A 22,625-nucleotide genomic window follows, 5' to 3' on the forward strand; every position below is an offset into this window, starting at 1 on the left:
GGTTCCCCTTGCGGCGTCAGTGCCCGGCGCTCATGCGGACGATGGTGATGGCGTAGAACAGCGCGACCAGCGCCAGCAGCGCCAGCAGCACGGCGTAGTTGCGCCCGCGCAGCCGCTTGGCACGCTCGGCCGCCTGCTTGCCGGGAATCTCGCGTTCCATGACGGTCATGCCCCACCTCCAACGACAAGCCGCTCGCCGATCATCAGGGCGAACAGCAGGAACAGATACAGGATCGAAAAGGCGAACATCTTCTTGGCCGGCCCGTCGTCGGTCGCGCGCAGGACACGCACGGCGCAGCCGACGAACATCAGGCCCAGCAGGCTCGACGCCGCCAGATAGACCGGCCCGGCGATCCCGACGAAATACGGCGCCGCCGCGACCGGCAGCAGCACCAGCGTGTAGAGCAGCATCTGCCGCTTGGTCGATTCCGGCCCGGCGACCACCGGCATCATCGGCACCCCGGCGCGCGTGTAATCGGCGTTGCGGAACAGCGCCAGCGCCCAGAAATGCGGCGGCGTCCACAGGAAGATCAGCCCGAACAGCAGGATCGACGGCAGTTCCACCCCGCCCGTCACCGCCGCCCAGCCGATCATCGGCGGAAAGGCACCGGCAGCGCCGCCGATGACGATGTTCTGCGGGGTCCGCCGCTTCAGCCCCATGGTGTAGACGAAGACGTAGAAGACGATGGTCATCGCCAGCAGCGCGGCCGCCGTCCAGTTCACCGCGATGCCCATCACCAGCGTGGACAGCACCGACAGGGTGACGCCGAAGCCCAGAGCCTCGTCGGCGCCGACGCGGCCGGACGGGATCGGGCGCTTGGCGGTGCGGGTCATCACCGCGTCGATGTCGCGGTCGTACCACATGTTGATGGCGCCCGACGCCCCGGCCCCGACCGCGATGCACAGCACGGCGACCGCGCCGATCAGCGGATGGATGTGCCCCGGCGCCAGCACCAGCCCGGCCAGCCCGGTGAACACCACCAGGGACATGACCCTCGGCTTCAGCAACTCGATGAAGTCGCCGGCCGAGGCTCCGGGCGCGCGTTGCCCCAGCGCGATGTCGTTCGTCATATCGGTCATGGGCAACCCTCCCACGCTGTCTTGTTGGCTCGGACCGGGCGCATCCTTTTCGGGGAGGCGCCCGGTCCCGGCTTAGTCGGTCACTTGACGGCTATCACTTGACCTGCGGCAGGGTCTCGAAGGCGTGGAACGGCGGGGGCGAGCTGACCGTCCATTCCAGCGTCCCGGCCTGCGGTCCCCAATAGGCGCCCGGCACCTTCTCGCCGCTGCGCAGCGTCTTGAAAGCGATCCAGACGAACAGCAGGGTCGAGGCGAAGGACAGGTAGGCGCCGAAGGAGGAGATCATGTTCCACCCCCAGAAGGCGTCCGGATAGTCGGGGATGCGGCGCGGCATGCCGGCCAGACCCAGGAAGTGCTGCGGGAAGAACAGCAGGTTGACGCCGACGAAGGTCGTGTAGAAATGGACCTTGCCCCAGAACTCCGGATACTGGCGGCCCGACATCTTGCCGATCCAGTAGTACCAGCCGGCGAAGATCGAGAACACCGCGCCCAGAGACAGCACGTAGTGGAAGTGAGCGACGACGTAGTAGGTGTCGTGCATGACGTTGTCGAGACCGCCGTTGGCCAGCACCACGCCGGTCACGCCGCCGACGGTGAACAGGAAGATGAAGCCGATGGCCCAGAGCATCGGGACCTTGAAGTCGATGGAGCCGCCCCACATCGTGGCGATCCAGGAGAAGATCTTCACGCCGGTCGGCACCGCGATGATCATGGTCGCGGCGGTGAAATAGGCCTTGGTGTTGACGTCGAGGCCCACCGTGTACATGTGGTGCGCCCACACGACGAAGCCGACGACGCCGATGGCGACCATGGCGTAGGCCATGCCGAGGTAGCCGAAGATCGGCTTCTTGGCGAAGGTCGAGATGATGTGGCTGATGATGCCGAAGGCCGGCAGGATCATGATGTACACTTCGGGGTGGCCGAAGAACCAGAACAGGTGCTGGAACAGGATCGGGTCGCCGCCGCCTTCGGGATTGAAGAAGGTGGTGCCGAAGTTGCGGTCGGTCAGCAGCATCGTGATGGCGCCGCCCAGAACCGGCACGGCCAGCAGCAGCAGGAAGGCCGTCACCAGCATCGCCCAGACGAACAGCGGCATCTTGTGCAGCGTCATGCCCGGCGCGCGCATGTTGAAGATGGTGGTGATGAAGTTCACCGCGCCCAGGATCGAGCTGGCGCCCGCCAGATGCAACGCGAAGATCGCCATGTCCACCGACGGCCCGCCATGGCCGAGCTGCGAGGACAGCGGCGGGTAGATCGTCCAGCCGGTGCCGGCGCCGGGGCCGACGAAGGCCGAGCCCAGCAGCAGCAGGAAGGCCGGCACGATCAGCCAGAAGCTGATGTTGTTCATGCGCGGGAAGGCCATGTCGGGCGAGCCGATCATGAGCGGCACGAACCAGTTGCCGAAGCCGCCGATCAGCGCCGGCATGACCACGAAGAACACCATGATCAGGCCGTGGGCGGTGATCAGCATGTTCCACATCTGGCCATCGGCGACGATCTGCAGGCCGGGGGACTGCAGCTCCATGCGCATGATGACCGAGAACAGCCCGCCGATCAGCCCGGCGATCACCGAGAAGATCAGGTAGAGCGTCCCGATGTCCTTGTGGTTGGTCGAATAGAACCAGCGATGCACGAAGCCCGGAATGTGGTGGTCGTCGTGCCCGTGGTCATGCCCGTGGGCCTGTCCCGGATTGGCGTTTGCCATGTCTCTACCCTTTGTCGCTGCCCCCCGGACCGGCCCTGGACGTTCCGTCTTCGGAAACCCTGGCTCTGGCTGGGGTTGGTTCTTCTTTGGCGTTCGTTCGATGCGGCGTTCGGCCCGGCGTTTACTGGACCGCGCCGGCGGCCGGGGCCGGGGCCTGCGCGACGTCGCGGCTGCGGTCGCCGATCCCCTGCGCGGTCTTGGTCTTGGCGACCCAGGCGTCGAAGTTCGGCTTGGACATCACCTCGACCGCGATCGGCATGTAGCCATGGTTGACGCCGCAGATTTCCGAGCACTGGCCGTAATAGACGCCCTCGCGCTCGGCCTTGAACCAGGTCTCGTTGATGCGGCCCGGCACGCCGTCCTTCTTCACGCCGAAGGACGGGATGGCCCAGGAGTGGATCACGTCGCCGGCCGTGACCAGCAGGCGCACGGTGGCGTTGACCGGAACCACGACGCGGTTGTCGACCTCCAGAAGCCGGCGCTGGCCGGGCTTCAGGTCGGATTCCTGGATGAGGTTGCTGGAAAAGGCGATGTTGTCGTGGTCGGGGTATTCGTAATCCCAGTACCACTGGCGGCCGGTGACCTTGATGGTCATGTCGGCCTGCGGCACCCGCTCCGCGACGTAGAGCAGCTTGAAGGACGGCACGGCGACCACGATCAGGATGATCACCGGCAGGACGGTCCAGGCCACCTCGAGCAGCGTGTGGTGCGAGGTCTTGGACGGAACCGGGTTCTTCTTGGCGTTGAAGCGCACGACGCAATAGGCCAGCAACGCCGCCACGAAGATCACGATCAGCGTGATGATGACGGTCAGCAGGCTGTGGAACGAGTCCATCAGGTGCTTGACGGGCGACGCCGGTTCCTGGAGGCCGATCTGCCACGGATGCGGCTCGTTCGCGAGGGCCGTGCCGGCGCCCGCCGTTGACATGACCACCGCCAGCCCGGCGGCCCACAGGCTCTGCCTCTTCATCCCCAACCCTCTCTTAGCCGCGACGTTCGTCATAGGCCGCGGTCGTCTCTTCCCGCCGGCCTCGCCTCCGCCCATATTTTTCACCGCGCCCCCGCTCGCTGGCAGGGAAAACAGCTGGGCTTATCAGCGAAAACCGGATCATGCAGGGATCGCGCCATTTTAGGCGCGACATTTCCCCGCGGCCGGAGCTTATCCCCTCATCACGCTTGGTTACAAGCGATTCCTCTTTCCGGCTGTGGGCTTGGATCGACCTCGGTTTTCGGTTCTGCATGGTGGTAAAGGTTGAGCTTTGGCAGGGGTTAAGCCATGCGGCATCCTGTCGCAGTCCGTTGGATCAGCGAATTTTTTCCGGCAGGCGGGATGGAAAGGGTGTTTTTCGGAGTAACCCGTTCGGGAATGAATTGTTGCGCTGCGGGGTCGCGGGTGTTGCGGCGCGGAGTCGGGGGTGCGCGGCCCCCTCCCTAACCCTCCCCCGCTTTCGCCGGAGAGGGAGACAGGAGCTTTGCAAGCATAAGGCGGAGTTCCCTCTCCCGCGAAAGCGGGGGAGGGTTAAGGAGGGGGCAGCCCCTCAGCGATGCTCAACGCAACGGAAAGCGCCCCGACTCAATGCCCGCCGGTGATGACCTTGCGGATCCGCCGCACGCCCGACCACACGAAGGCGATCACCACCGGGATCATCAGCCCGACCAGCATGTCGGGGTCGACCTTCAGCCCGAAGCCCTTCAGCCCCTTGGCCGCGTAGCCGACGATCCCGACGAGGTAGTAGCTGATCGCAACCACCGACAGCCCCTCGACGGTCTCCTGGAGCCGCAGTTGCAGATGCGCCCGCCGGTCCATCGACTGGAGCAGCTCGGCGTTCTGCCCCTCCACCGCGATCTCGACGCGGGTGCGCAGCAGGTTGCTGGCCCGCGCCACCCGCTGCGACAGCGAGTTCAGACGCTGTTCCACCGCCTCGCAGGTGCGGATGGCCGGGGTCAGGCGGCGGTCCATGAACTCGCGCACCGTCTGGATGCCCTCGATGCGGATTTCCCGCAGTTCCTCGATGCGCTTCTCGACCAACTCGTGGTAGGCCCGCGCCGCGCCGAAGCGGTAGCTGGTCTCGGCGGCGATCTGCTCGGTCTGCGCCGCCAGCAGCGACAGGCGGTCGAGCAGGTCGCGCTCGTCCTGCAAGCCGCCCAGCGTGGCGATCCGCGTCGTCAGATCGGCCAGATCAGCCTCGATGGGGTTGATCCGGGGCAGCACGCCGCGCGCCATCGGCAGGGCCAGCAGCGCCATCACCCGGTAGGTCTCGATCTCCAACAGGCGCTGCACGACGCGGCCGGTCTGGCGCGGCGTCATCGAATGGTCGGACACCAGCACGCGCGAGAAGCCGTCGCCGTGGATCCGGAAATCCGTCCAGGCCGTCGCCGAGCGGCCGGCGATCCGCGACCCGACGTAGCTTTCCGACCCGAACATCGCCGCCATCATGTTTGGCGACGGCTCTGGCGTGTCGGCGTCGAGCACGGCGACGTGGACGCCGACCATCAGCTCGCCCGGCAGCCCGTGCAGCCACTCGCGCGGCAGGGCGTTCACCGCCGGCTCGACGAAGGGGTCGACCAACGCGCCGGCCGGCATGGCGCTCGGCCGGAAGACGGTCCAAGTCGAGAACTCCGTGTGCCGCTCCCATTTCAGCCGGAAGCTGCCGAAGGAGGCGCTGTGGTGGGTGGCGCCCTGCGGCGGGCGGGCGACCCCGGCCCAGTCGCACAGCGCCTCCAGATGGCGGCGGTCGGTGTCGGCCGCCCCCTCGCCCGACAGCATCGCCAGCATGGTGGCGCGGACCGGTGCGCTCAGCGACTCCGGTGGACGGGCGTGGACCTCGTTGGTCAGCGCCAGCCGCAGCGCGTGGTCCTTCAGGGGGCGGGAACCGGCGACCGGCGCCTCGCGGGTCAGGGTTGCCATCGTCGCGGTCGCGTCACGCTCGGTCATGCTCGGTTCCCCCGTCTTTTTCCGGCTCCGTCCGCCGCCCCAAGGCGTCCAAGCCTTGCCGGACGGCGTCCGCGTCGCCACACTATATCCCCTGTCGTTAGAGCATATCACCGGCACCGGTGCGAGAGCGCCGACGGCCGTACAACCCAGTACGATCGTTCAATCTCCCCCGACCGATCGCCCAGCCCCGAGCCCCCGGAGTGTCCATGAGCGCGCTTGCCATCACCGACGATCTCTTCTTCAACCGGGCCGGCATGGACCGCGCCCGCGTCGAAGGCGTGGTGCAAGAAGCCCTGCACAACGCCGACGACGGCGAACTCTATCTGGAATACGCCCAGAGCGAATCTCTGGGCTGGGACGACGGAAAGCTGAAGTCGGCCAGCTTCGACACCACGCAGGGCTTCGGCCTGCGCGCCATCGCCGGCGAGGCGACCGGCTACGCCCACGCCTCCAACCTGTCGGAGGACGCCATCCGCCGCGCGGCGGCCACCGTGCGCGCCGTGCAGAGTGGCCACACCGGCACGCTGGCCGAGGCGCCGGGCGGCACCAACCGCGCGCTCTACATGCCCGACAACCCGCTGCACCTCGTCCCCTTTGAGGAGAAGGTGAAGCTGCTGGCCGACATCGACGCCTACGCGCGCGGCAAGGACGAGCGCGTCCGCCAGGTCAGCTGCTCGATCAGCGGCGAGTGGCAGGCAGTGCAGATCGTGCGCGCCGACGGCGTGCGGGTGGCCGACCTGCGGCCGCTGGTGCGCCTCAACGTCTCGGTCGTGGTGGCCGAGGGCGACCGCATGGAGACCGGCGGCTACGGCGGCGGCGGCCGCGTCACCTACGAGCACTACATCCAGCCCGAGACGTGGCGCGGCTTCGTGGACGAGGCGCTGCGGCAGGCGCTGGTCAACCTCGCCTCGGTCCCGGCCCCGGCCGGCGAGATGACCGTGGTTCTGGGCAGCGGCTGGCCCGGCATCCTGCTGCACGAGGCCATCGGCCACGGGCTGGAGGGTGACTTCAACCGCAAGAAGACCTCGGCCTTCGCCGGGTTGATGGGTCAGCGCATCGCCGCCCCCGGCGTCACCATCGTCGACGACGGCACCATCGAGAACTCGCGCGGCTCGATCTCGGTCGACGACGAGGGCACACCCGGCCAGTGCACGACGCTGATCGAGGACGGCATCCTCGTCGGCTTCATGCAGGACCGCATGAACGCCCGCCTGATGGGCATGCGCCCGACCGGCAACGGCCGGCGCCAGAGCTTCGCCTACAACCCGATGCCGCGCATGACCAACACGGTGATGCGCAACGGCAACCACAGCCCGGACGAGATCATCGCCTCGGTGAAGAAAGGCATCTACGCCAAGAACTTCGGCGGCGGTCAGGTCGACATCACCAACGGCAAGTTCGTGTTCTCGGCCAGCGAGGCCTACCTGATCGAGGACGGCAAGCTCGGCCCCGCCGTGAAGGGCGCCACCCTGATCGGCAACGGGCCGGACAGCCTGACCCGCGTGTCGATGATCGGCAACGACAGCCGGCTCGACCCCGGCGTCGGCACCTGCGGCAAGGACGGCCAGGGCGTGCCGGTCGGCGTCGGCCAGCCGACGCTGCGGCTCGACGGGCTGACGGTGGGCGGCACGGCGGCCTGACCGTCGCGGCCGGAACCGAGCCTCCTGTGAACAGGGATGGAAAGGGGCAAGCCCCCTTTTCATCCTTTTTTCTGTTATGAGGGGCGGCGACGCGACGATGGCGTCCAGGAGTTCGCATGCCGACCTTTTCCATTATTCTCCCGACGCTCCGGCAACCTTTGGCCGAGGTGGCGGTCCGCGCCATTCTCGACGCCAGCGCCGGGCAGTCGATCGAGATCGTCCTGGTCGCTCCGTTCGCGCTGGAGCATCCCTGCGTCCGCAACGTGCTGGAAACGGAGCGACGCGGCAACTGCAGCGCCCACGCCACCGGTTACGAAGCCTCCACCGGCGACATCATCGTCGCGATGAGCGACGACCATCTGCCGCTCCCCGGCTGGCTCGACGGGTTGGCCAAGCGGATCGAGGAGAGGGAAAAGCTCGACTTTCCTTTCCTTGGCGGGATGAACCGGCCGGATTGCCCGTTCTTCGGGACCGTGTACGGGCTCTATTACCCCTATTTCCCCGTTCTGTCGCGCCGCAGCGCCGAAGACGTCGGCGGCTGGTTCTCCCGCGATTACCGCGCGCATTTCGGCGACCCCGATCTGGCGATGCGGGTCTGGGCGATGGGCGGGCGCTGCGAGTTGCTGCCCGGCGACCATCTCCTGGTCAACCGCGACGAGGATCCCGACAGCCAGTCGGACCACAAGACCGGATCGCTGGAAACGGATTACGCCACGTTCCTGGGGAAATACCATCGCGCCTTCGGCGGCAGGTTTCCACAGCAGTTTCGGCAGATCAATTTCGACTATCATCTCAGCGAGTTGCGAGACGGGTCGTTCACGGTGCGCCTTCCACCGTCGGTGCATGGCGGGCGCCCGCACGATTGGCGCGGTTGAGACAAAGCAAGAGCAGGGAGGATTCCATGACGGATTTGGCGCTGGTATCGACCTTTTGCCCCGACCGGGTCGGGCTGGTGTCCGGGATCACCGGGCATCTGTTCGAGTTGGGGATCAACCTGCGCGACGCGACCTTCGCCGCGCTGGGCACCGGGGCGGAGTTCTCGGCCGTCTGCGAGCTGCCCGAATCGCTGACGGTCGCCGAGGTCGAGGCCAGCCTGACCGCCCTGCCCGTGCTGGCGCGCGCGCAGGTGAAGGTGACGCCCTTCACCTTCGATCCCATTCCCGGTCCCCATGCGCTCGTCACCCACCGGATCGAGGTGTCGGGCGGCGACCAGCCCGGTCTGGTCGCAAGGCTGTCGGAGATCTTCACCCAGTTCGAGGCGAACATCGTCCGGCTCGACGCCCAGACCCTGCCCGACCGGGCCGGCGAGCGCTACAGCCTGCGCTTCTCCGTCTCGATCCCGGCCGAGCACGCCGCGACCTGCCTTGCCGCCGTCGCCAACACGGCGGAGATGCTGGCCTTGAATTGCAAAACCGAATCGCTCTGACACGATTGCGGTTGCATTCCTTCGTATGATTCGCAAAAGATCGGTGGATAATCTCCGTTCTTTTGCGATCATTGCGTGAACTGGTTCATCGCCCTCCTGCTGCTGCTGCTCTCCGTTCCCACCGTACGGGCGGACGAAAACCCGGCGAGCCTGTCGGATTGGGGCAGCGTCGGGCTGTTGCAGACCCCCACCGCCCGCATGGCCCCCGACGGCACCATGAGTGGCGGGCTTACCGTGCTGGGCGATCTGCACCGTCACGTTGCCATCGCCGCCCAGTTGCTTCCCTGGCTGGAGGTCACCGCGCGAGAGACCGTCTATCCAGGCTATTTCGGCCTCAGCGAACCCGGCCTGGACGTCAAGCTGCGCCTGCGCGAGGAGGACGAGGACGGCCCGGCGCTGGTGGTCGGCGGACGCGACGTCACCGGATCGGGGCTGGACCTGCCGGGCAAGGGGCGCTTCGCCGGGGAGTACATCGCGCTGTCGCGTCGCTGGTGGGACCTCGATCTGTCCCTCGGACTCGGCTGGGGAACGTTGGGCGAGGCCGGGCATTTCCGCAACCCGCTGCGCTTCCTCGGCGGGCGGTTCCGGCGCGACCGCGATCCGTCCTGGTGGCCCTCGGTGCGCGGGCCGCGCGCGTGGTTCGGCGGCGAGCGGGTCGCCCTGTTCGGCGGCGCCGAGTGGCACACGCCGATCCCCGACCTCAGCCTGAAGATCGAGACGACCGGCGACACCTTCCGGGCGCAACGGCAGGACGAGCCGGGCTTCGTGCCGGGAAGCCGCTACAATCTGGGCCTGTCCTACCGGCCCTTCTCCTGGATCGATGTCGGCGCCGGGTTCGAGCAGGGGCGGCGCGCGATGGTCCGTCTGTCCCTGCGCTTCGACCCGGCGCAGAACGCCGACCGCGACGAACGCCCTCCTCCGCCGGTCGGCCCACGCCCCACGCCGGAGACCGCGCTCTCCCCCGAGGAGATCGCCGTCGTGGCGCGCACCCACGGCCTCCCCGCCCGCGCGGCGCGCGTCGAGGGCGACACGGCGACGCTGTGGCTCGACCCGGCGGACAGCGGCCCGCTTCCGGCGGCGCGCGAGGTTGGGCACGCGGCCCGGCTGCTGGCGGACCTGACGGCGCCGGAGGTCGAACGGCTGCGGGTCGTCACCGGCACCGCCGGGCTGGACGCCACGTCCCTCACCCTGCTGCGCCGCGACATGGAACGCGCCGTCCGCCACCGTGGCAGCGCCGAGGAGTTGTGGCGGACCGCCACCGTGGAGCCGTCCGCCGGCCCGCCACCCTCTTGGCACCCCAGGCTGGACATCTCCACGTGGGTCGTCGCCGCCTTCGATCTGGCCGAGTTGGGCACCCCGCTCGCCAGCCGTACCCACACCGATCTGCTCCTACGCGCCGAGCCGTTGCGTGGCTGGGTGATTGGAGGGGCCCTGCGGGTCAACACGGGTGAAAGCTTGGCCTTGCTCGACACCAACGCTCTGCCCGCCGCGCAGCCGGTGCGCAGCGATCTGCCCAGCTACACGCTCAGCCCCCTGTCGGTCGATCATCTGCACGCCACATGGCTGGCGCAGCCGGCCGACGGGCTGACGACCCGCGTCACGGCCGGGGCGATGGAGGAGATGTTCAGCGGAATCGGGGCGGAGGCGCTGTATCAGCCGCTCTTCGCGCGCTGGGCCGCCGGGCTTGACCTGAACCGGGTTTGGAAGCGCAAGCCGGCGCGTCTGTTCGGCGTGCGGTCCGACAGCGCTCGCGTGACCGGCCATGCGAGCGTTTACTGGGAAAGCCCCGGTGCCGACACCACCACCGTGCTGCGGCTCGGGCGCTACCTGGGTGGCGACTGGGGCGGAACGGCGGAGTTGGTGCGGCGCTTCGAGGGCGGCATCGCGCTGTCGGCCCACGCCACCTGGACCGAGGGGCCGGACGGCGGGCAGAGCCGCTTCGGCGGACGGATGGACTGGGGAGTGTCGTTGGTGGTGCCGTTCGCGGCGTCGGGCTGGGTGCCACTCGGCGGCAGCGTGGAGACGGCGGTCCGTACCCTCGGACGCGACGCGGGGCAAAGGCTGCAACAGCCTCTGCCCCTGTATGACGCGCGCGTGCCGGGAGGCTTCGGACGCCTCGCCGGCACATGGTCGACGCTGATGGATTAGCGCGGAGTGATGGTGCTGGTGCGCGGATCCAGCTCCACGCTGGTCCAGCGGCCGTTCTTGTCCTGGGCCTGGGCCGTATAGCGATCGCCGTCCTTGCGGAAATCGCGGACCATGGTGTAGCCGGCGGCGCTGAACTGGTTCAGCAGCGAGGTCTGGCTCAGTTCCAGATCGTTCTGCCCGCGCCCGCGCCGGGTGGACATATCGCCGTTGTTCACGGTCGTGCTTCGCATCGACGAGCGGCTGGAGGAACCGGTGACGTCCCGGTCCATCGTGGCGCCGGTGCTGCCGGACATGGCGCGCTTTTGTGCCTTGTCGCGATGCATCCGGTCGTGATGGGTGCCGTCCTGGTTCATGGCGCTGCGGTCCATCGGCCGGTCGGTGGTGCGGGCCTGGTTGTTGTCCCGCCACGGTTCCGGATCGACGCCCGGCAGGCTCTTCACGACCGGGCTGTCGGTGCGGCCCGAAGAGGTGCTGGACGCCGACGGCGGCGCCTTCGAGGCGTCGTTCTCATAAGTCTGCTGCGCCATCGCCACGGGAGCGACGGCGAGCGAGGCGGCGATCACCGCCAGACAGAGCTTGGTGTTCATTGTGCTTCCTCTCCGTTCACGTTGGGGCGGCGCGCTGGACGCGCCTTGCTCCCTTCAAGACAGCCACAACAGGCGAAGCCGCCGCTTGTTGCCGACGTTCGACGCGAATCCGAAAAGAACTTGCGTTGTCAAGTCCCATGGAACATCGGTCCGTGAAGCTTGTTCTGATCAATGACTACCGCTTGTCGCTCCCCGTTGACGAAACGGAGACGACCGGTGGTTCCGCAACATCCATGGCGCGTCGTTTCGAAGTCTGCCGTGTCTTCGGCATTGTCTTCGGACGAGCGAGGGAGGGTATGATGCTCTATTGGGCACTTGTTTTCTTCGTGGTCGCGCTGATCGCCGGCGCGCTCGGCTTCGGTGGGATCGCGTCGGCTTCGTCCGGCATCGCGCAAATCCTGTTCTTCCTGTTCCTGATCCTCTTCGCGGCCAGCCTGATCATGGGTCTGGTGCGACGGCGCTAGGCAGGTTTGTGAAGGTTCTGCAACGCTTGCCCCCATCCTTACCTTCGCGAAGCGGAAGAGGGATGGGGGCAAGCGTGGCATAGCTTGAGCATCGGGTAAAACGACAAAGGCCCCTTTCCACAAGGAGGAGGGGCCTTTGTCTTTTCAGCATGAACTTTATAGCGGCTCGCACGGCGGGCCCGATATCGAGCCCGCCGTATCTCCATTTCGTATTTTTAGGCGTCGTCCTCATCGGAGGGGCTTCGGCCTTCCATCAGGTTCCGCAAGGCGCGACGGCCGCGAGACAGGCGTGACTTCACGGTGCCGATCGAGATGCCGAGGATGTCGGCGGCTTCACCGTAGGAGATCCCCTCCAGCCCGATCAGCAGCACCACCTCGCGCTGCTCGTTGGGCAGCAGTCCCAGGGCACGGCGCAAGTCGCGCAGTTCCAGCCGCACGAACTGCGATCCGGGAGCAGCACCGATGGCCGCCTGGGCTTCGGCGTCGATGTCGACCACCGGCTGGCGGCGGCGGACGCCGTTGATGTGGAGGTTGCGCAGGATGGTGAAAAGCCAAGCCCGGAGGTTGCTGCCCGGCCGCCACAGATGCAGCCGCGACAGGGCGCGTTCCAGGCATTCCTGCACCAGATCGTCGGCCAACGTCGCGTCGCGCACCATCGCGCGGGCAAAGCGGCGCAAACGGGGGATTTCGGCCTCGATCTGCGCGATAACCGCCGGATCGGACGGCGCGTTGGGATCCGGGATGAAGTCGCTCTCGCCGGTTTCCAGGCCGGTCGCTTCCAGGTCGTGATCGCCATCGGCGTCCCCGTGATTCCGGGTGGTCCGGCCGGAAGGCTCGGGACCGAACGCCGCCGGATCCAGCGGCGCCGGGATATGCGCCCGGTGGCTCAGGGTGGTTGCGACGTGGTTCGCCATCGGTGAAACGATGCCTCCTTGGCTGCTGTTGGTGCCGGCCACGCAGGCTGCGCGTCCGGGGCCTCCAGCCCGGCGATCCGGCGGCGCTTGGATGCGCCGCTCTGAAAGTCGCCGGAATTCAAACGTTGGTCTCTGGCCCGACCCTTACGTAATGACCGCCAAAGCCTCCTTCCAGTTGGGAAAAAGGCTAGTCACAGTCCCCATGTGGCGAGATTACCCCTTGTATCCCGGCCACTTCACCGTTCGGGTGTTGGCGCATGACTTGGTCCTTCGTGTATCCATCCAACAAGATTGGAGGACGCATGACCAGCTTGAAAAGGAAAAGACCAGCCGACGAACGCCGGCCGGTCTATGAATTTTTCTGCGGAAGCACCGAATTCAGCCGGTTTGGCGATGCTCGGCGCTCTTCCCTCCCTTCGACGGCCACGGACGCGGAATTATCGGCGGTTCGTCAGCGTTTCTTCCCATCGGGATATGGCCTTATCCTTAAGGATGCCTTCCCTTTTCTGGGAAGGACTATACCGGTTACCAGGACAGACAACCATCCCAGCAATGGCAGTACACCTTTCGTTCGACCCCGCAAGGCAATCGCAAGAGGAATTTTCGGCGCTGCGGCTCTCCTTTTCCTGGGTGCCGGCGCGATACCCGCCGCCGCCCAGACGGCTCCCTTCGTGGATCGGAACATCCGCGCTCTCGAAGCCCTGGCCGGCAAGGGCAGCCCCCGCGCCCAGTTCGAGTTGGCCGACCGCTATGAAAACGCCAACGGCGTGAAGCGGGACGAGCGGATGGCGCTGTCGCTCTATTGCCGGGCCGCGCGCCAGGACTACGCCGACGCGGCGTTCCGCGCGGGCCGCATGCACATGGCCGGGCGCGGCGGCGTCTCCAGGGACGAGGATCTGGGGCGCGCGTGGATGCGCAAGGCGGCGTCACTGGGCAGCGGCGAGGCCGAGCAGGTGACGAAGATTTCCACCGGAGCCAAGGTGAAAGGCCCCGACCGCTGCGAGCCGCCCAACGTCCGCTGGGGCGTGATTCGCAAGCCTCCGGCCGAGATCCGTGCCATGGTGACAAAAATGGCGCCGACCTACGGGCTCGACCCCGAATTGGTGTTGGCGGTCATTGCCGTGGAGTCCGGCTACCGCCTCGACGTCGTGTCGAACAAGAACGCCATGGGACTGATGCAGTTGATCCCGGAGACGGCGGAGCGCTTCGGCGTGACGAAACCTTTCGACGCGGAACAGAACCTGCGCGGCGGCATGAAGTATCTGCGCTGGCTGCTGGCCTATTTCGATGGAAACGTCACCTTCGCGCTGGCCGGTTACAACGCCGGCGAGGGGGCGGTCCTCCAGTACAAGGGTGTCCCGCCTTACCGGGAAACGCAGGATTACGTGGTGAAGATCCGCAGCGTCTACGCCAACAGTCGGCATCCCTTCGACAGCAAGGTGGTGCAGTCCGCCGGACTGGCCGCCGCCAAGCGCGAGGAAGTCGCCGAACTGTCGACGGTATCGACCAAGACTCGCGGAGGCGGCAAACGCTGAAGACAGGAGGGTGCGACTCGAAAGCGCGACTCGGGCTTATTGCCAAGCTGATGGTTAACAGTTTGGTTACAAAAAGGTGATTACCCTTAGGAACCGAACGCTTCTTCCCCAGCGTCTTCCCGAGGACCTCGCCCGATGACCATGGCCGCCGACGTCGACACCATCGAACGCACCTCCATCGTCGCCTACACGCTGCTGACCGAGTTGCACGAGGTCCTGGCCCTGCCAAAGGCGCCGGACGACGTGACGCTGGGCATCCTGATGGGCCTGTCCATGTTCCTCGACGACAAGGTCGGCCCGATCCGCGCCAAGCGCCTGATGGCGGAGGCGCCGACCATCGTCCTCAAGACCGACGCCCACGTCACCCCCGACCAGACCCAGCGCATCCTGCCGGTCCTGCGCGCCTTCGGCGACCACATGAAGGACATGCGGGTGAAAGCCGAACGCCCGGTCGAAGGCAAGGTCGCCTAAAAACACCCCACCGTTTCCCGATCGACGATTCAAGGACATCCCGGCACGGAAAGCGCCGGGGTGTCCTTCGTCTTTCTCGTCCTTGACCGCCGGGGGGATTCGGCGGAAGCTTCGGGTCATGGACTGGCTCACGGGGTTCAGCATCGTCGCGATCGCGGCCGGCGTGACCATCAGCGTCGTGGTGCTGGTGGCCGTCGGGTCGATCCGGCGTAGCCTGAACGAAGGCGCCACGCGCCATTCCCAGCAGATCAAGCGGCTGACCGAGACGGTCGCCACCCTGTCCGCCCAGCAATCGGCGGCGCAGACCCGCATCCAGCAACTGGCCGACGCCAACCGCAAGCTGACCGAGCAATTCAACGCCCTCGGCGAACGGTTGAGCGACGCCGACACGGTCCAGCGCGTGTCCAGCGGCGTGAAGCTCCTGCATTGATGCACACATTCGACAGCCAAACCGAACGCGACCGTTGGGCCGCCAGCGCCGGCGACTGGGACCGCTGGGCGGATTCCATGGCCGATCTGGCCGACAAGCTGAACCGCCCGCTGCTCGACGCCGCCGGGGTAACGGTAGGCGACCGGGTGCTGGACCTCGCCTCCGGGGCGGGAGAACCGGCGCTCGGCGCGGCGCGGCGGGTCGGCGCGCAGGGGCTGGTCGTCGGCAGCGATCTGGTGCCCGGCATGCTGGCCGGAGCGGTGCGCCGCGCCGGGAGCGAAGCCGCCAGAGGCGTCGAGGCCCCCGTCTTCACGGCAGCGGACATGACCGCCCTGCCCTTCGCCGACGGAAGCTTCGACCGGGTGACCTGCCGCTTCGGCATCATGTTCGTGCCGGACGCCGCCGGCGCGCTCCACGCGGTGCGCCGGGCGCTGCGTCCGGGCGGCACGGCCGCCTTCATGGTGTGGGGTCCGCTGTCCGGCAACGCGCTGTTCGCGGAGGTCGCCGCCGCCGTCGCCGAGCATCTGGGCGAGGACGGCAGCCTCGACCCGCTGTTCCGCTTCGCCGAACCGGGGCTCCTGTCGGGACTGATGCGCGACGCCGGTTTCGCGCGGGCCGAAGAGACCGACCTGACGCCGGTGCGCAAAGCCCCGGCGGACCAGCCTTTCTGGTGGGCGGCGCTCGACATGAGCTTCGGTCACCGGCTGGGCGACCTGTCGGCGGACCGGCGCGGCGCCCTGGAGGCCAGCATCGCCGCGCGTTTCGCGGCGCGGGCTGCGGACGGGGTTGTGCCGGTGCCGGCCCATGTGCGGATCGTGACCGGCACCGTCGCCGGCTGAACCGGCTCAGTAGTCCCGTTCGAAGGTCAGGCCGAAGCGGGTTTCCGAATTGGCGCCGACGTCGGCCTGGGCCTTCAGGTTCTTGATGATGTCCACCTCGACCTTGGCGCGGGTCTGGTTGGCGCCGATGCCCTGCTCGACGCCGACATAGACCCGGTCGCTGACGTAGCGGCCGGCCTGCACCGCCCCGCCCTTGCCGTCGGAGCCCTGCGAGAACTCCAGCCGGTCGACCCCCAAGCCGCGCCGCACCCGGTCGAGCAACCCGCCGCCGCTGCCGCCGATCCCCGTCAGCGCCGCCGCCGACTGCGCAAGCTGCACCGCCTCGGCGGCCCCGAGATTGGCGACCGACTTGCCGAACAGCACCGCCGACAGCACCTCGTCCTGCGGCAGCCCCTGCGGGGAGGTGAGTTCGATCTTCGGCTGGCGGGCCGTGCCCGAGACCACCACCTGCGCGGTGACGCTGTTCGCCGTCGCCTCCGCCATCAGGTCGAGCCGGGGATCGAGCGAGCCGTCGAAATCGAAGTTGCCGCGCTTGAAGGTGAAGTTGCGGGCCAGCAGGTCCAACTGCCCCTTCAGCATGCTGAACCGTCCGGTCAACTCGGGCGCCGCCGCCGTCCCGCCGATGCGGAGTTGCCCGCTCAGTTCGGCGTCCAGCCCACGGCCCCGCACGAAGATCTGGTTCTGCGCCTCGACCGTCAGGGCGAGAGCCAGCACGAATGGCGCCGCCGGCGCCTCGGCCGGTGCCGCCGCCGGGGCCTGCCCCTTGCCACGGCTTTGGGTCTTCCCCTTTCCCTGGTTCTGCCGCACCGGGGCCTTGCGGGCCGTTTCCGCCTGGGCGCTCGCCTTGCGCGCGGCGGCGCTGCCTCGGGTTCGCCCGCCGCCGATTTCCTTGACCTTCAGGTCGATGACGCTGGCCGGCAGGCGGTCGGGGATTTGGATCTCGGCGCGCCGCACCCGGATCGGGCCGGCGAGCCGCGCGTTGGTAAAACCACCGGTGACGGTCAGGTCGGCGTTGGCCTCGGCGGTCAGCAGGTCGTTCTCCACCAGCCGGGCGTTGTCGGCCTGGATCACGAGGTCGAGTTGCCGGTCGGCCGGCGCCGCCGGGCGGATGACGCCCCGCACGCCGATTCCGCCGCCGTTGCGCGTCCGCCCCTGGAAGGACTGGATGGTGAAGACGTCGCCGTCGCCGACCAGACGCGCCTCGATGTCGCTGACGACGGCGCCCGACGCGCGGTTCTCGTAGCGGCCGCCGGTCAGCACCACCGTGCCGCCGAGGCGCGGCGCCTCGATGGTCCCCTCGGCCCGGACGTCCAGCTTCATGCTGCCGCGCGCGCGATCGCCCGACGAGGCCAGCAGGTCGTTCAGGATGGAGGCGTCAATGGTGCCGTTGACCGTCGCGCTGAGCGCCCCCTTGGGCGGCAGGCTGACGGCGTGGCTGTCCGGATCCATCACCAGCGGCACGGCGGCGTTGGCGGTCAGCCGGCCGGCGTTGTTGCGGGTCGCGGCGTCGGCGGTCACCGACAGGCGGCGGTCGCGCCATTGCGCGGTGAGCGTGGCGTCCACGCCGGGCACCCCGGCCCGCGTCGCTTCCTGGACGCGCAGCCCGGCGACTTTCACGGTGGCGTCGGCGCGCGGGTTGCGCAGCGTGCCGCCCAGCGTCGCCTGCGCGTTGGCGGTGCCGTCGAGCAGCAGGGTCGGGCTGGCCAGCTTGGCGAGCGCCAGCGGGACCTGCTCCGCGCTGATCTCGCCGCTCAGCCGGTCGCCGGTCAGACCGAGGTCGGCGGCCAGCCGGGCGTTGCCCGTCACGAGGCGCAGCCCGGCCACCTCGTAGCGCTTCTCGGCCAAGGTGATGGTCGCTGGGCCGGTCGTCCGCAGCGTCTCCCCGGCGTAGCGGCCTTGCAGGCGTTCCAGCCGGATGCGCGTCGTGTCGCCCTCGCGCGTCAGATTGCCGGCAAGATCAAGGCCGATGGGATCGGCACCGGTACCGTTCGCCACCGCCTGGAAGGTTGCCTTGTCCAGCGAGCCGTCGACGCTGGCGGTCAGGCTGGCAAGCTCGTTGCCGGCGGCGACTCCGTCGTTCAGTTCCACCTTGGCCTTGCCGGAGGCGGCGCCCAGCGCGTCGGCAACCTCCGCCGTCGCGGTCAGGCGACGAGCGGTCAGCAGCGGCCCGCCCTCCCCCTCCACCCGCAGGTTGGTGGCGTTGGCGGTGAGGGTCGCGCCCTGCTTGCCGCCCTTGGCGTCGAGGGCCAGCGTGAACCCCGCCCCGCCGTCGAGCGGCATGCCGGCCAGCTCCGACAAGGCCTTGAGGTTGGGCAGCGCTCCCTCAAGCCGGCCGGTTGCCAGCAGCGTGTCGAGCGCCACTTGGGCCTCGCCGCCGATTCGGTTGCCTCCCGTGGCGAGGGCCAGATCGGACAGCCGCAGCGTCTCGCCTTGCAGCGCGTAGGCGGCGTCGAACGTCAGCGGCGTCCCGTCGAGATGGGTGCGGATTCCGAGCGTGCCGTTCGGGGCGGCGGGCAAGCCGGCGGCGGTCGCCTGGACCTCCGTGGCGCCGAGCCGGCGATCCTGAACGACCAGATCGCGGGCGCGCAGCGTCGCCTGGGCCTCCAGCCGGTCGAGCGGCCCGCGCGCGGTCGCGTCCAGCGTCGCCGTCCCCGCCATCGGCGTGCCGAGCGCCTCGCCCAACGGCGCCAGCGCGGCCAGCTCCAGCCGAGTCTTCGCGTCGAGCTGGCCCGCCGTTAGCGTGGCCTCGCCGGTCAGCCGCCCGTTGCGGCCCTCCACGGCCAGATCGCGGACCCGGATCGCGCCATCCGGGGCCATGTTCAGCGCCGCCTTCAGCGTCGCCGAATCGCCCAGCACCGCGTCGGCCGGGGTACCGGTGACCAGCCGCTCCAAACGGCCGGACAGCGACGCCGTCAGCGCGCCGTCCGCCGTCCGCTTCACCGGCCCGGCGATGTCCACGGCCCCGCCCAGCGGGCGCCCGGCCAAAGCGGACAACGGCTCCAAATCGGCGGCGGCGAGCGACAGCGCGAGATCCGCCACCCGCCCCCAGCCCTCGACGTTCCCCTGCACGCTCGCCTTCGCGGCGGCGGCGGTCACGGTCAGCGCCTCCAGCCCGACTCGCCCGGTGCCCGTGTCGATCCGCGCGCGGGTGTCCAAGACCAAATCAGGACCGGCGAGGCGTCTCAGCGCCGGATCGTTGGCGGCCACGTCACGAATCGTCGCGGTGGTCGCGACCAGCAGGGCGTCCAGCGTCCCTTCGGCGGAACCGTTCACCACACCCTCGCGCCAGGACAGCGCCGGAACGAGCGTGTGCAACGCCGAATCGGGACCGGCCGTCACCGACCAGCGCAGGTTGACGCGGCGGCGGTCGGCGGCGACCTCGCCGCTCAGCGTGGCGGAGCCGGCGGCGGCGGTCACGCTCAGCGGCCGCACCGTCAGCGCCCCGTTCGGCGCGACGAGGAGCGAGGCGTTCACCGACGGGTGCGGCCCGACCAGCGGCGCCACCGCCGGGCCGAGCAGCGTCGCCACATCGCCCCCAGCGGCCAGCGTCACCGCGTGTCCCTCGGCCGTGGCCTGGATGGCAGCGTCGGCGGTCAGGTCGGCGGCGTTCTCGGCGCGAGCGACCAGCTTGCCTTTCCAGTCGTCGAGCGATCCCGTGCCGTCCATCGACAGCGTGACCGGGGGCAGGCCGGGAATCGCCAATGCGCGGGCCAGGACACCGCCCTGCGGTTCGGCCGCCTTGACGTTGAGGTCCAGTTGCTTGCGCGCCGGGTCGAAGGCGACGGTGAGGTCGGCCTGCCCCGGCTTGTCGTCGGTCCGCGCGACGGACAAGCGGCTGTCCAGCGCCGACCCGCCGGCGCCCAACGCCGCCGAGCCCTCCACGCGCAAGGTCGCGGCCTCGCCCAGCAGCGCCTCGCCGAGCCGGACCTCGGTCACCGCCAGCCGGTTCAGCGCGATGGCAACCGGCAGGTTGGGCAGCAGCGAGGCTTTCGGATCCGAAACGGGTTCTGGCGGGGCCGGCGGCTGGGTGGAGACCGGCGCGCGGACGACCTCGACCTTGGTTGCCTCCAGCGCGTCGATCTGGACGCGCCGCCCCAGCAGGGCCGACGGCGACAGCACGACGTGCAGGCGGTCCACCGTCAGCCACGCGCCTTGGGTGTCGGCCACCTGGACCTGGGCGATGGTGAAGTCGAAGGGCAGCCGTCCCTCGATGGGGCCGAGCGTAAGGGTCATGTCGGGCGAGGCGACGGCGTTCTGTATCGTGGCGGTCAGCCAGCGCCGGCCGGAATCCCCTTGCAGCCACAGGGCGCCCGCGCCGACCGCCACGACCACCAGCAGGACAAGCACCACCAGACCGACCAACGCAACCCGCAACGCCTTCACACGCACATCCCTTCCCGATATCGGCGCGGTGACCGCGCCGCACTCTCTTCAACCGCTGGAACCGCCAACCATTCCCAGGGAATGGGGCGAAACTGCGGTCAGAACGCCTGTCCCAGGCTGAGATAAAGCTGCCAGCGCGCGTCCCCGCTGGGGGCGTTCAGGGGAATGCCGACATCCACCCGCAGCGGGCCGAAATCGGTGTAATAGCGCAGCCCAAGACCGGCGCCGATGCGCAGAGGCTCCGAGAAATCGGGATAGGCGCTGTCGTAGACGGTGCCGGCGTCGACGAAGGGCACGACGCCGATGCTGTCCGTCACCTTGATGCGGACCTCGGCCCCCAGTTCCAGCAGCGAGCGCCCGCCCGACGGGTCGTCGAAGCGGTCACGCGGCCCCGCCTTCTGAAAGCCGTAGCCGCGCACCGACCCGCCGCCGCCCGCGTAGAAGCGGTGGTCGGGCGAAATCTCCGACAGCGACGCGCCGACGATGCTGCCGACCCCGACCCGCGCCGCCGCGACGTAGCGGCCGTCCTTGGCGAGGTCGTAATAATAGGATGCGTTGAGCTGGATCGCCGTAAAGGGCGACCGGCTGTCGCCGCCAGCCGGGAACCAGGGCGTCACCTGAAGCGACGCGCGCTCCCCCTTGGTCGGGTTCAGCAGGTCGTCGGTGCCGTTCCACGCCGCCCCCAGCGGCACGCCGACGTAGGAGGTCTGGTAGGTGCGGTCCTCCGTCTTCACCCGGCCGCGCTCGCCGGACACCCCATAGCTGACGGTCAACTGGTCGTTGATCTGGCGCTCCAGCTTGCCGGTCAGCTCGGTGGCGACACGGCTGTAGGCCGGCGGCTGGTCGTTCACGACCTGGAAGCTCATCACCAACGACTGCTTGACCGCCAGGAAGTCGGGCTTGCGGAAGTTCACGCTGAAGCGGAGATCCGGCAGGTTGTTGCTCTTGCTCGACGTGCCGCCGGACGATCCGGCAACCCGTCCGACCTCCACCCCGACGCGCAGTTGCTCCGCCCCGCCGAACAGGTTGCGGTGACCCCAATAGGCCGTCGCCCCGACGCCGTCCTGGGTGGAGTAGTTGACGCCCGCCCCGATGAAGCGGCGCTTGCGCTCGGCCACCGTGACGATCACCGGGGTGACACCGTCCGGCCCCGGCTCCTCGGCCAGACGGACACGGACGGTGTCGAAGGCCTCTAACTTGGCGACGTCCTGCCGCGCGCGGTCGAGCACCGCCGGGTCGTGGACGCCGCCTTCGCGCCAGCCCAGCCGCCCGCGCACCAGCTCCTCGTCGACCCGGTCCAGCCCCTCGATCCGCGTCGCGCCGTAGCGCACCAGCGGCCCGACCGTGATGGCGTAGCTCACGTCCATGGTCCGGTCGGAATGGTCCACCACCACCTGCCGGTCCGCGACCTTGGCGAAGGCGTAGCCTTTGCGCCCAAGCCGGTCGAGCATCGCGCTCTCGCCGTCCAGCACCTTCTGCGCCAGCGCCGTCTCACCCGCGACGAGTCCCAGCCCGTCCGTCGAGACGTCGGACGGCAGGGCGGCGCCGTTCGCCCCCGTCACCCGGATGGTCTTGAAATGGTAAAGCGGCCCCGGCGTCACCGCGACGGCAACCTTGGCCGGCTGCACCCCGCCGTCGACCCGGATGTCGAGCCGCGAATCGTAATAGCCGGCCGAGCGCAGCGCCGCTTGGAGGCGCTCGCGGTCGCTCTCGGCCCGGCGCTCCAGCCCGATGATCGAGGGCGGCGGATCGCCCTTCAGTTCGACCAGGGTGGACGCGGCGTTCAGCGTGTCGCGCAGGGCCTCGTCCTCGACGCCGGTCAGCTCCACCTCGTAGGGGATCTTCGCCTCGGGCGGCTCCTCCACGGGCGGCGGGGCGACGGGGGCGGCGGCGTCCGCGCCGGAAGGCGTGGCGGCCGGGCCGGCCTCCTGCGCGCGGCCGTCGTCGGCCCGTCCCAGCAGGAGCAGGGCGGCGAGCAACAGCGGCGGCAGGGGCAAAGCGAAAGCGAGGCGGTTCATCACCGCCAATGTAGGATCCGAGAACGCATGGCTCCATCCCGGAATTTCGC

18 protein-coding genes are annotated in these 22,625 nt (G+C 68.8%); 9 read left to right on the forward strand and 9 right to left on the reverse strand.

Annotated elements, in window-relative coordinates; genetic code table 11:
- Nucleotides 1–16 precede the first annotated feature (16 nt).
- The 5 genes from EJ913_RS31775 to EJ913_RS20910 form a co-directional block, all read right to left on the reverse strand.
- On the reverse strand, nucleotides 17–169 hold the full coding sequence (locus EJ913_RS31775; protein ID WP_185909872.1) for a cytochrome c oxidase system small membrane protein: 153 nt from the start codon (nucleotides 167–169) through the stop codon (nucleotides 17–19).
- Entirely contained in the window at nucleotides 166–1,080 is a 915-nt protein-coding gene (cyoE, locus tag EJ913_RS20895) for a heme o synthase (protein ID WP_127001481.1), read from the reverse strand. The genes EJ913_RS31775 and cyoE overlap by 4 nt, the downstream gene beginning before the upstream one ends.
- A 94-nt stretch (nucleotides 1,081–1,174) precedes the next feature.
- Entirely contained in the window at nucleotides 1,175–2,785 is a 1,611-nt protein-coding gene (ctaD, locus tag EJ913_RS20900) for a cytochrome c oxidase subunit I (protein ID WP_127001483.1), read from the reverse strand.
- A 121-nt stretch (nucleotides 2,786–2,906) separates the two neighbouring features.
- Nucleotides 2,907–3,755 carry a cytochrome c oxidase subunit II gene (gene coxB / locus EJ913_RS20905; protein WP_127001485.1) on the reverse strand — a complete coding sequence of 283 codons (849 nt, stop codon included), beginning with the start codon at nucleotides 3,753–3,755 and terminating at the stop codon, nucleotides 2,907–2,909.
- Between the two features lie 603 nt (nucleotides 3,756–4,358).
- Nucleotides 4,359–5,720 carry a DUF3422 family protein gene (locus EJ913_RS20910; RefSeq protein ID WP_127001487.1) on the reverse strand — a complete coding sequence of 454 codons (1,362 nt, stop codon included), beginning with the start codon at nucleotides 5,718–5,720 and terminating at the stop codon, nucleotides 4,359–4,361.
- A gap of 206 nt (nucleotides 5,721–5,926) precedes the next feature.
- Here EJ913_RS20910 and tldD point away from each other — a divergent pair, with 206 nt between their 5' ends.
- The 4 genes from tldD to EJ913_RS20930 all read left to right on the forward strand — a co-directional run bounded on the left by tldD (nucleotide 5,927) and on the right by EJ913_RS20930 (nucleotide 10,934).
- On the forward strand, nucleotides 5,927–7,360 hold the full coding sequence (tldD, locus tag EJ913_RS20915; protein WP_127001489.1) for a metalloprotease TldD: 1,434 nt from the start codon (nucleotides 5,927–5,929) through the stop codon (nucleotides 7,358–7,360).
- Between the two features lie 116 nt (nucleotides 7,361–7,476).
- Nucleotides 7,477–8,235: a glycosyltransferase family 2 protein gene (locus tag EJ913_RS20920; protein ID WP_127001491.1), complete on the forward strand. Its 759-nt coding sequence runs from the start codon at nucleotides 7,477–7,479 to the stop codon at nucleotides 8,233–8,235.
- Nucleotides 8,236–8,261: 26 nt separating this feature from the next.
- Complete coding sequence (locus EJ913_RS20925; RefSeq protein WP_127001493.1) at nucleotides 8,262–8,786, forward strand: glycine cleavage system transcriptional repressor; 525 nt, start codon at nucleotides 8,262–8,264, stop codon at nucleotides 8,784–8,786.
- A gap of 75 nt (nucleotides 8,787–8,861) precedes the next feature.
- Nucleotides 8,862–10,934, forward strand: coding sequence for a YjbH domain-containing protein (locus tag EJ913_RS20930; RefSeq protein WP_244939434.1), 2,073 nt, complete (start codon nucleotides 8,862–8,864; stop codon nucleotides 10,932–10,934).
- Here EJ913_RS20930 and EJ913_RS20935 read toward each other — a convergent pair.
- On the reverse strand, nucleotides 10,931–11,521 hold the full coding sequence (locus EJ913_RS20935; protein WP_127001495.1) for a hypothetical protein: 591 nt from the start codon (nucleotides 11,519–11,521) through the stop codon (nucleotides 10,931–10,933). The two genes, EJ913_RS20930 and EJ913_RS20935, sit on opposite strands and share 4 nt — an antisense overlap.
- A gap of 299 nt (nucleotides 11,522–11,820) precedes the next feature.
- Here EJ913_RS20935 and EJ913_RS20940 point away from each other — a divergent pair, with 299 nt between their 5' ends.
- Nucleotides 11,821–11,985 (forward strand): DUF1328 domain-containing protein, encoded by a 165-nt coding sequence (locus EJ913_RS20940; protein ID WP_127001638.1) that lies wholly within the window; start codon nucleotides 11,821–11,823, stop codon nucleotides 11,983–11,985.
- A 215-nt stretch (nucleotides 11,986–12,200) separates the two neighbouring features.
- Here EJ913_RS20940 and EJ913_RS32710 read toward each other — a convergent pair whose 3' ends face one another.
- Entirely contained in the window at nucleotides 12,201–12,899 is a 699-nt protein-coding gene (locus EJ913_RS32710) for an RNA polymerase sigma factor (protein ID WP_127001497.1), read from the reverse strand.
- Nucleotides 12,900–13,570: 671 nt separating this feature from the next.
- Between EJ913_RS32710 and EJ913_RS20950 the strand changes: the two genes are divergently transcribed.
- The 4 genes from EJ913_RS20950 to EJ913_RS20965 all read left to right on the forward strand — a co-directional run bounded on the left by EJ913_RS20950 (nucleotide 13,571) and on the right by EJ913_RS20965 (nucleotide 16,174).
- Nucleotides 13,571–14,434 (forward strand): transglycosylase SLT domain-containing protein, encoded by an 864-nt coding sequence (locus tag EJ913_RS20950; RefSeq protein WP_238519782.1) that lies wholly within the window; start codon nucleotides 13,571–13,573, stop codon nucleotides 14,432–14,434.
- Between the two features lie 135 nt (nucleotides 14,435–14,569).
- The gene (locus EJ913_RS20955; protein WP_127001501.1) at nucleotides 14,570–14,905 is read left to right on the forward strand and encodes a hypothetical protein; all 336 of its coding nucleotides are present in this window, start codon (nucleotides 14,570–14,572) and stop codon (nucleotides 14,903–14,905) included.
- Between the two features lie 118 nt (nucleotides 14,906–15,023).
- A complete protein-coding gene (locus EJ913_RS20960) occupies nucleotides 15,024–15,335 on the forward strand; it encodes a hypothetical protein (RefSeq protein ID WP_127001503.1) in 312 nt (103 codons plus the stop codon).
- Nucleotides 15,335–16,174, forward strand: a complete 840-nt coding sequence (locus EJ913_RS20965) for a class I SAM-dependent methyltransferase (protein WP_244939435.1) — start codon at nucleotides 15,335–15,337, stop codon at nucleotides 16,172–16,174. Before EJ913_RS20960 ends, EJ913_RS20965 begins: the two co-directional genes overlap by 1 nt.
- A gap of 6 nt (nucleotides 16,175–16,180) precedes the next feature.
- Here the strand turns inward: EJ913_RS20965 and EJ913_RS33080 are convergent, their stop codons facing one another.
- Nucleotides 16,181–20,557, reverse strand: a complete 4,377-nt coding sequence (locus EJ913_RS33080) for a translocation/assembly module TamB domain-containing protein (protein WP_280531384.1) — start codon at nucleotides 20,555–20,557, stop codon at nucleotides 16,181–16,183.
- 98 nt (nucleotides 20,558–20,655) lie between these two features.
- Complete coding sequence (locus EJ913_RS20975; RefSeq protein WP_127001507.1) at nucleotides 20,656–22,575, reverse strand: autotransporter assembly complex protein TamA; 1,920 nt, start codon at nucleotides 22,573–22,575, stop codon at nucleotides 20,656–20,658.
- Between the last annotated feature and the right edge of the window lie 50 nt (nucleotides 22,576–22,625).

This window comes from Azospirillum doebereinerae, from assembly GCF_003989665.1.
Classification (GTDB): domain Bacteria; phylum Pseudomonadota; class Alphaproteobacteria; order Azospirillales; family Azospirillaceae; genus Azospirillum; species Azospirillum doebereinerae.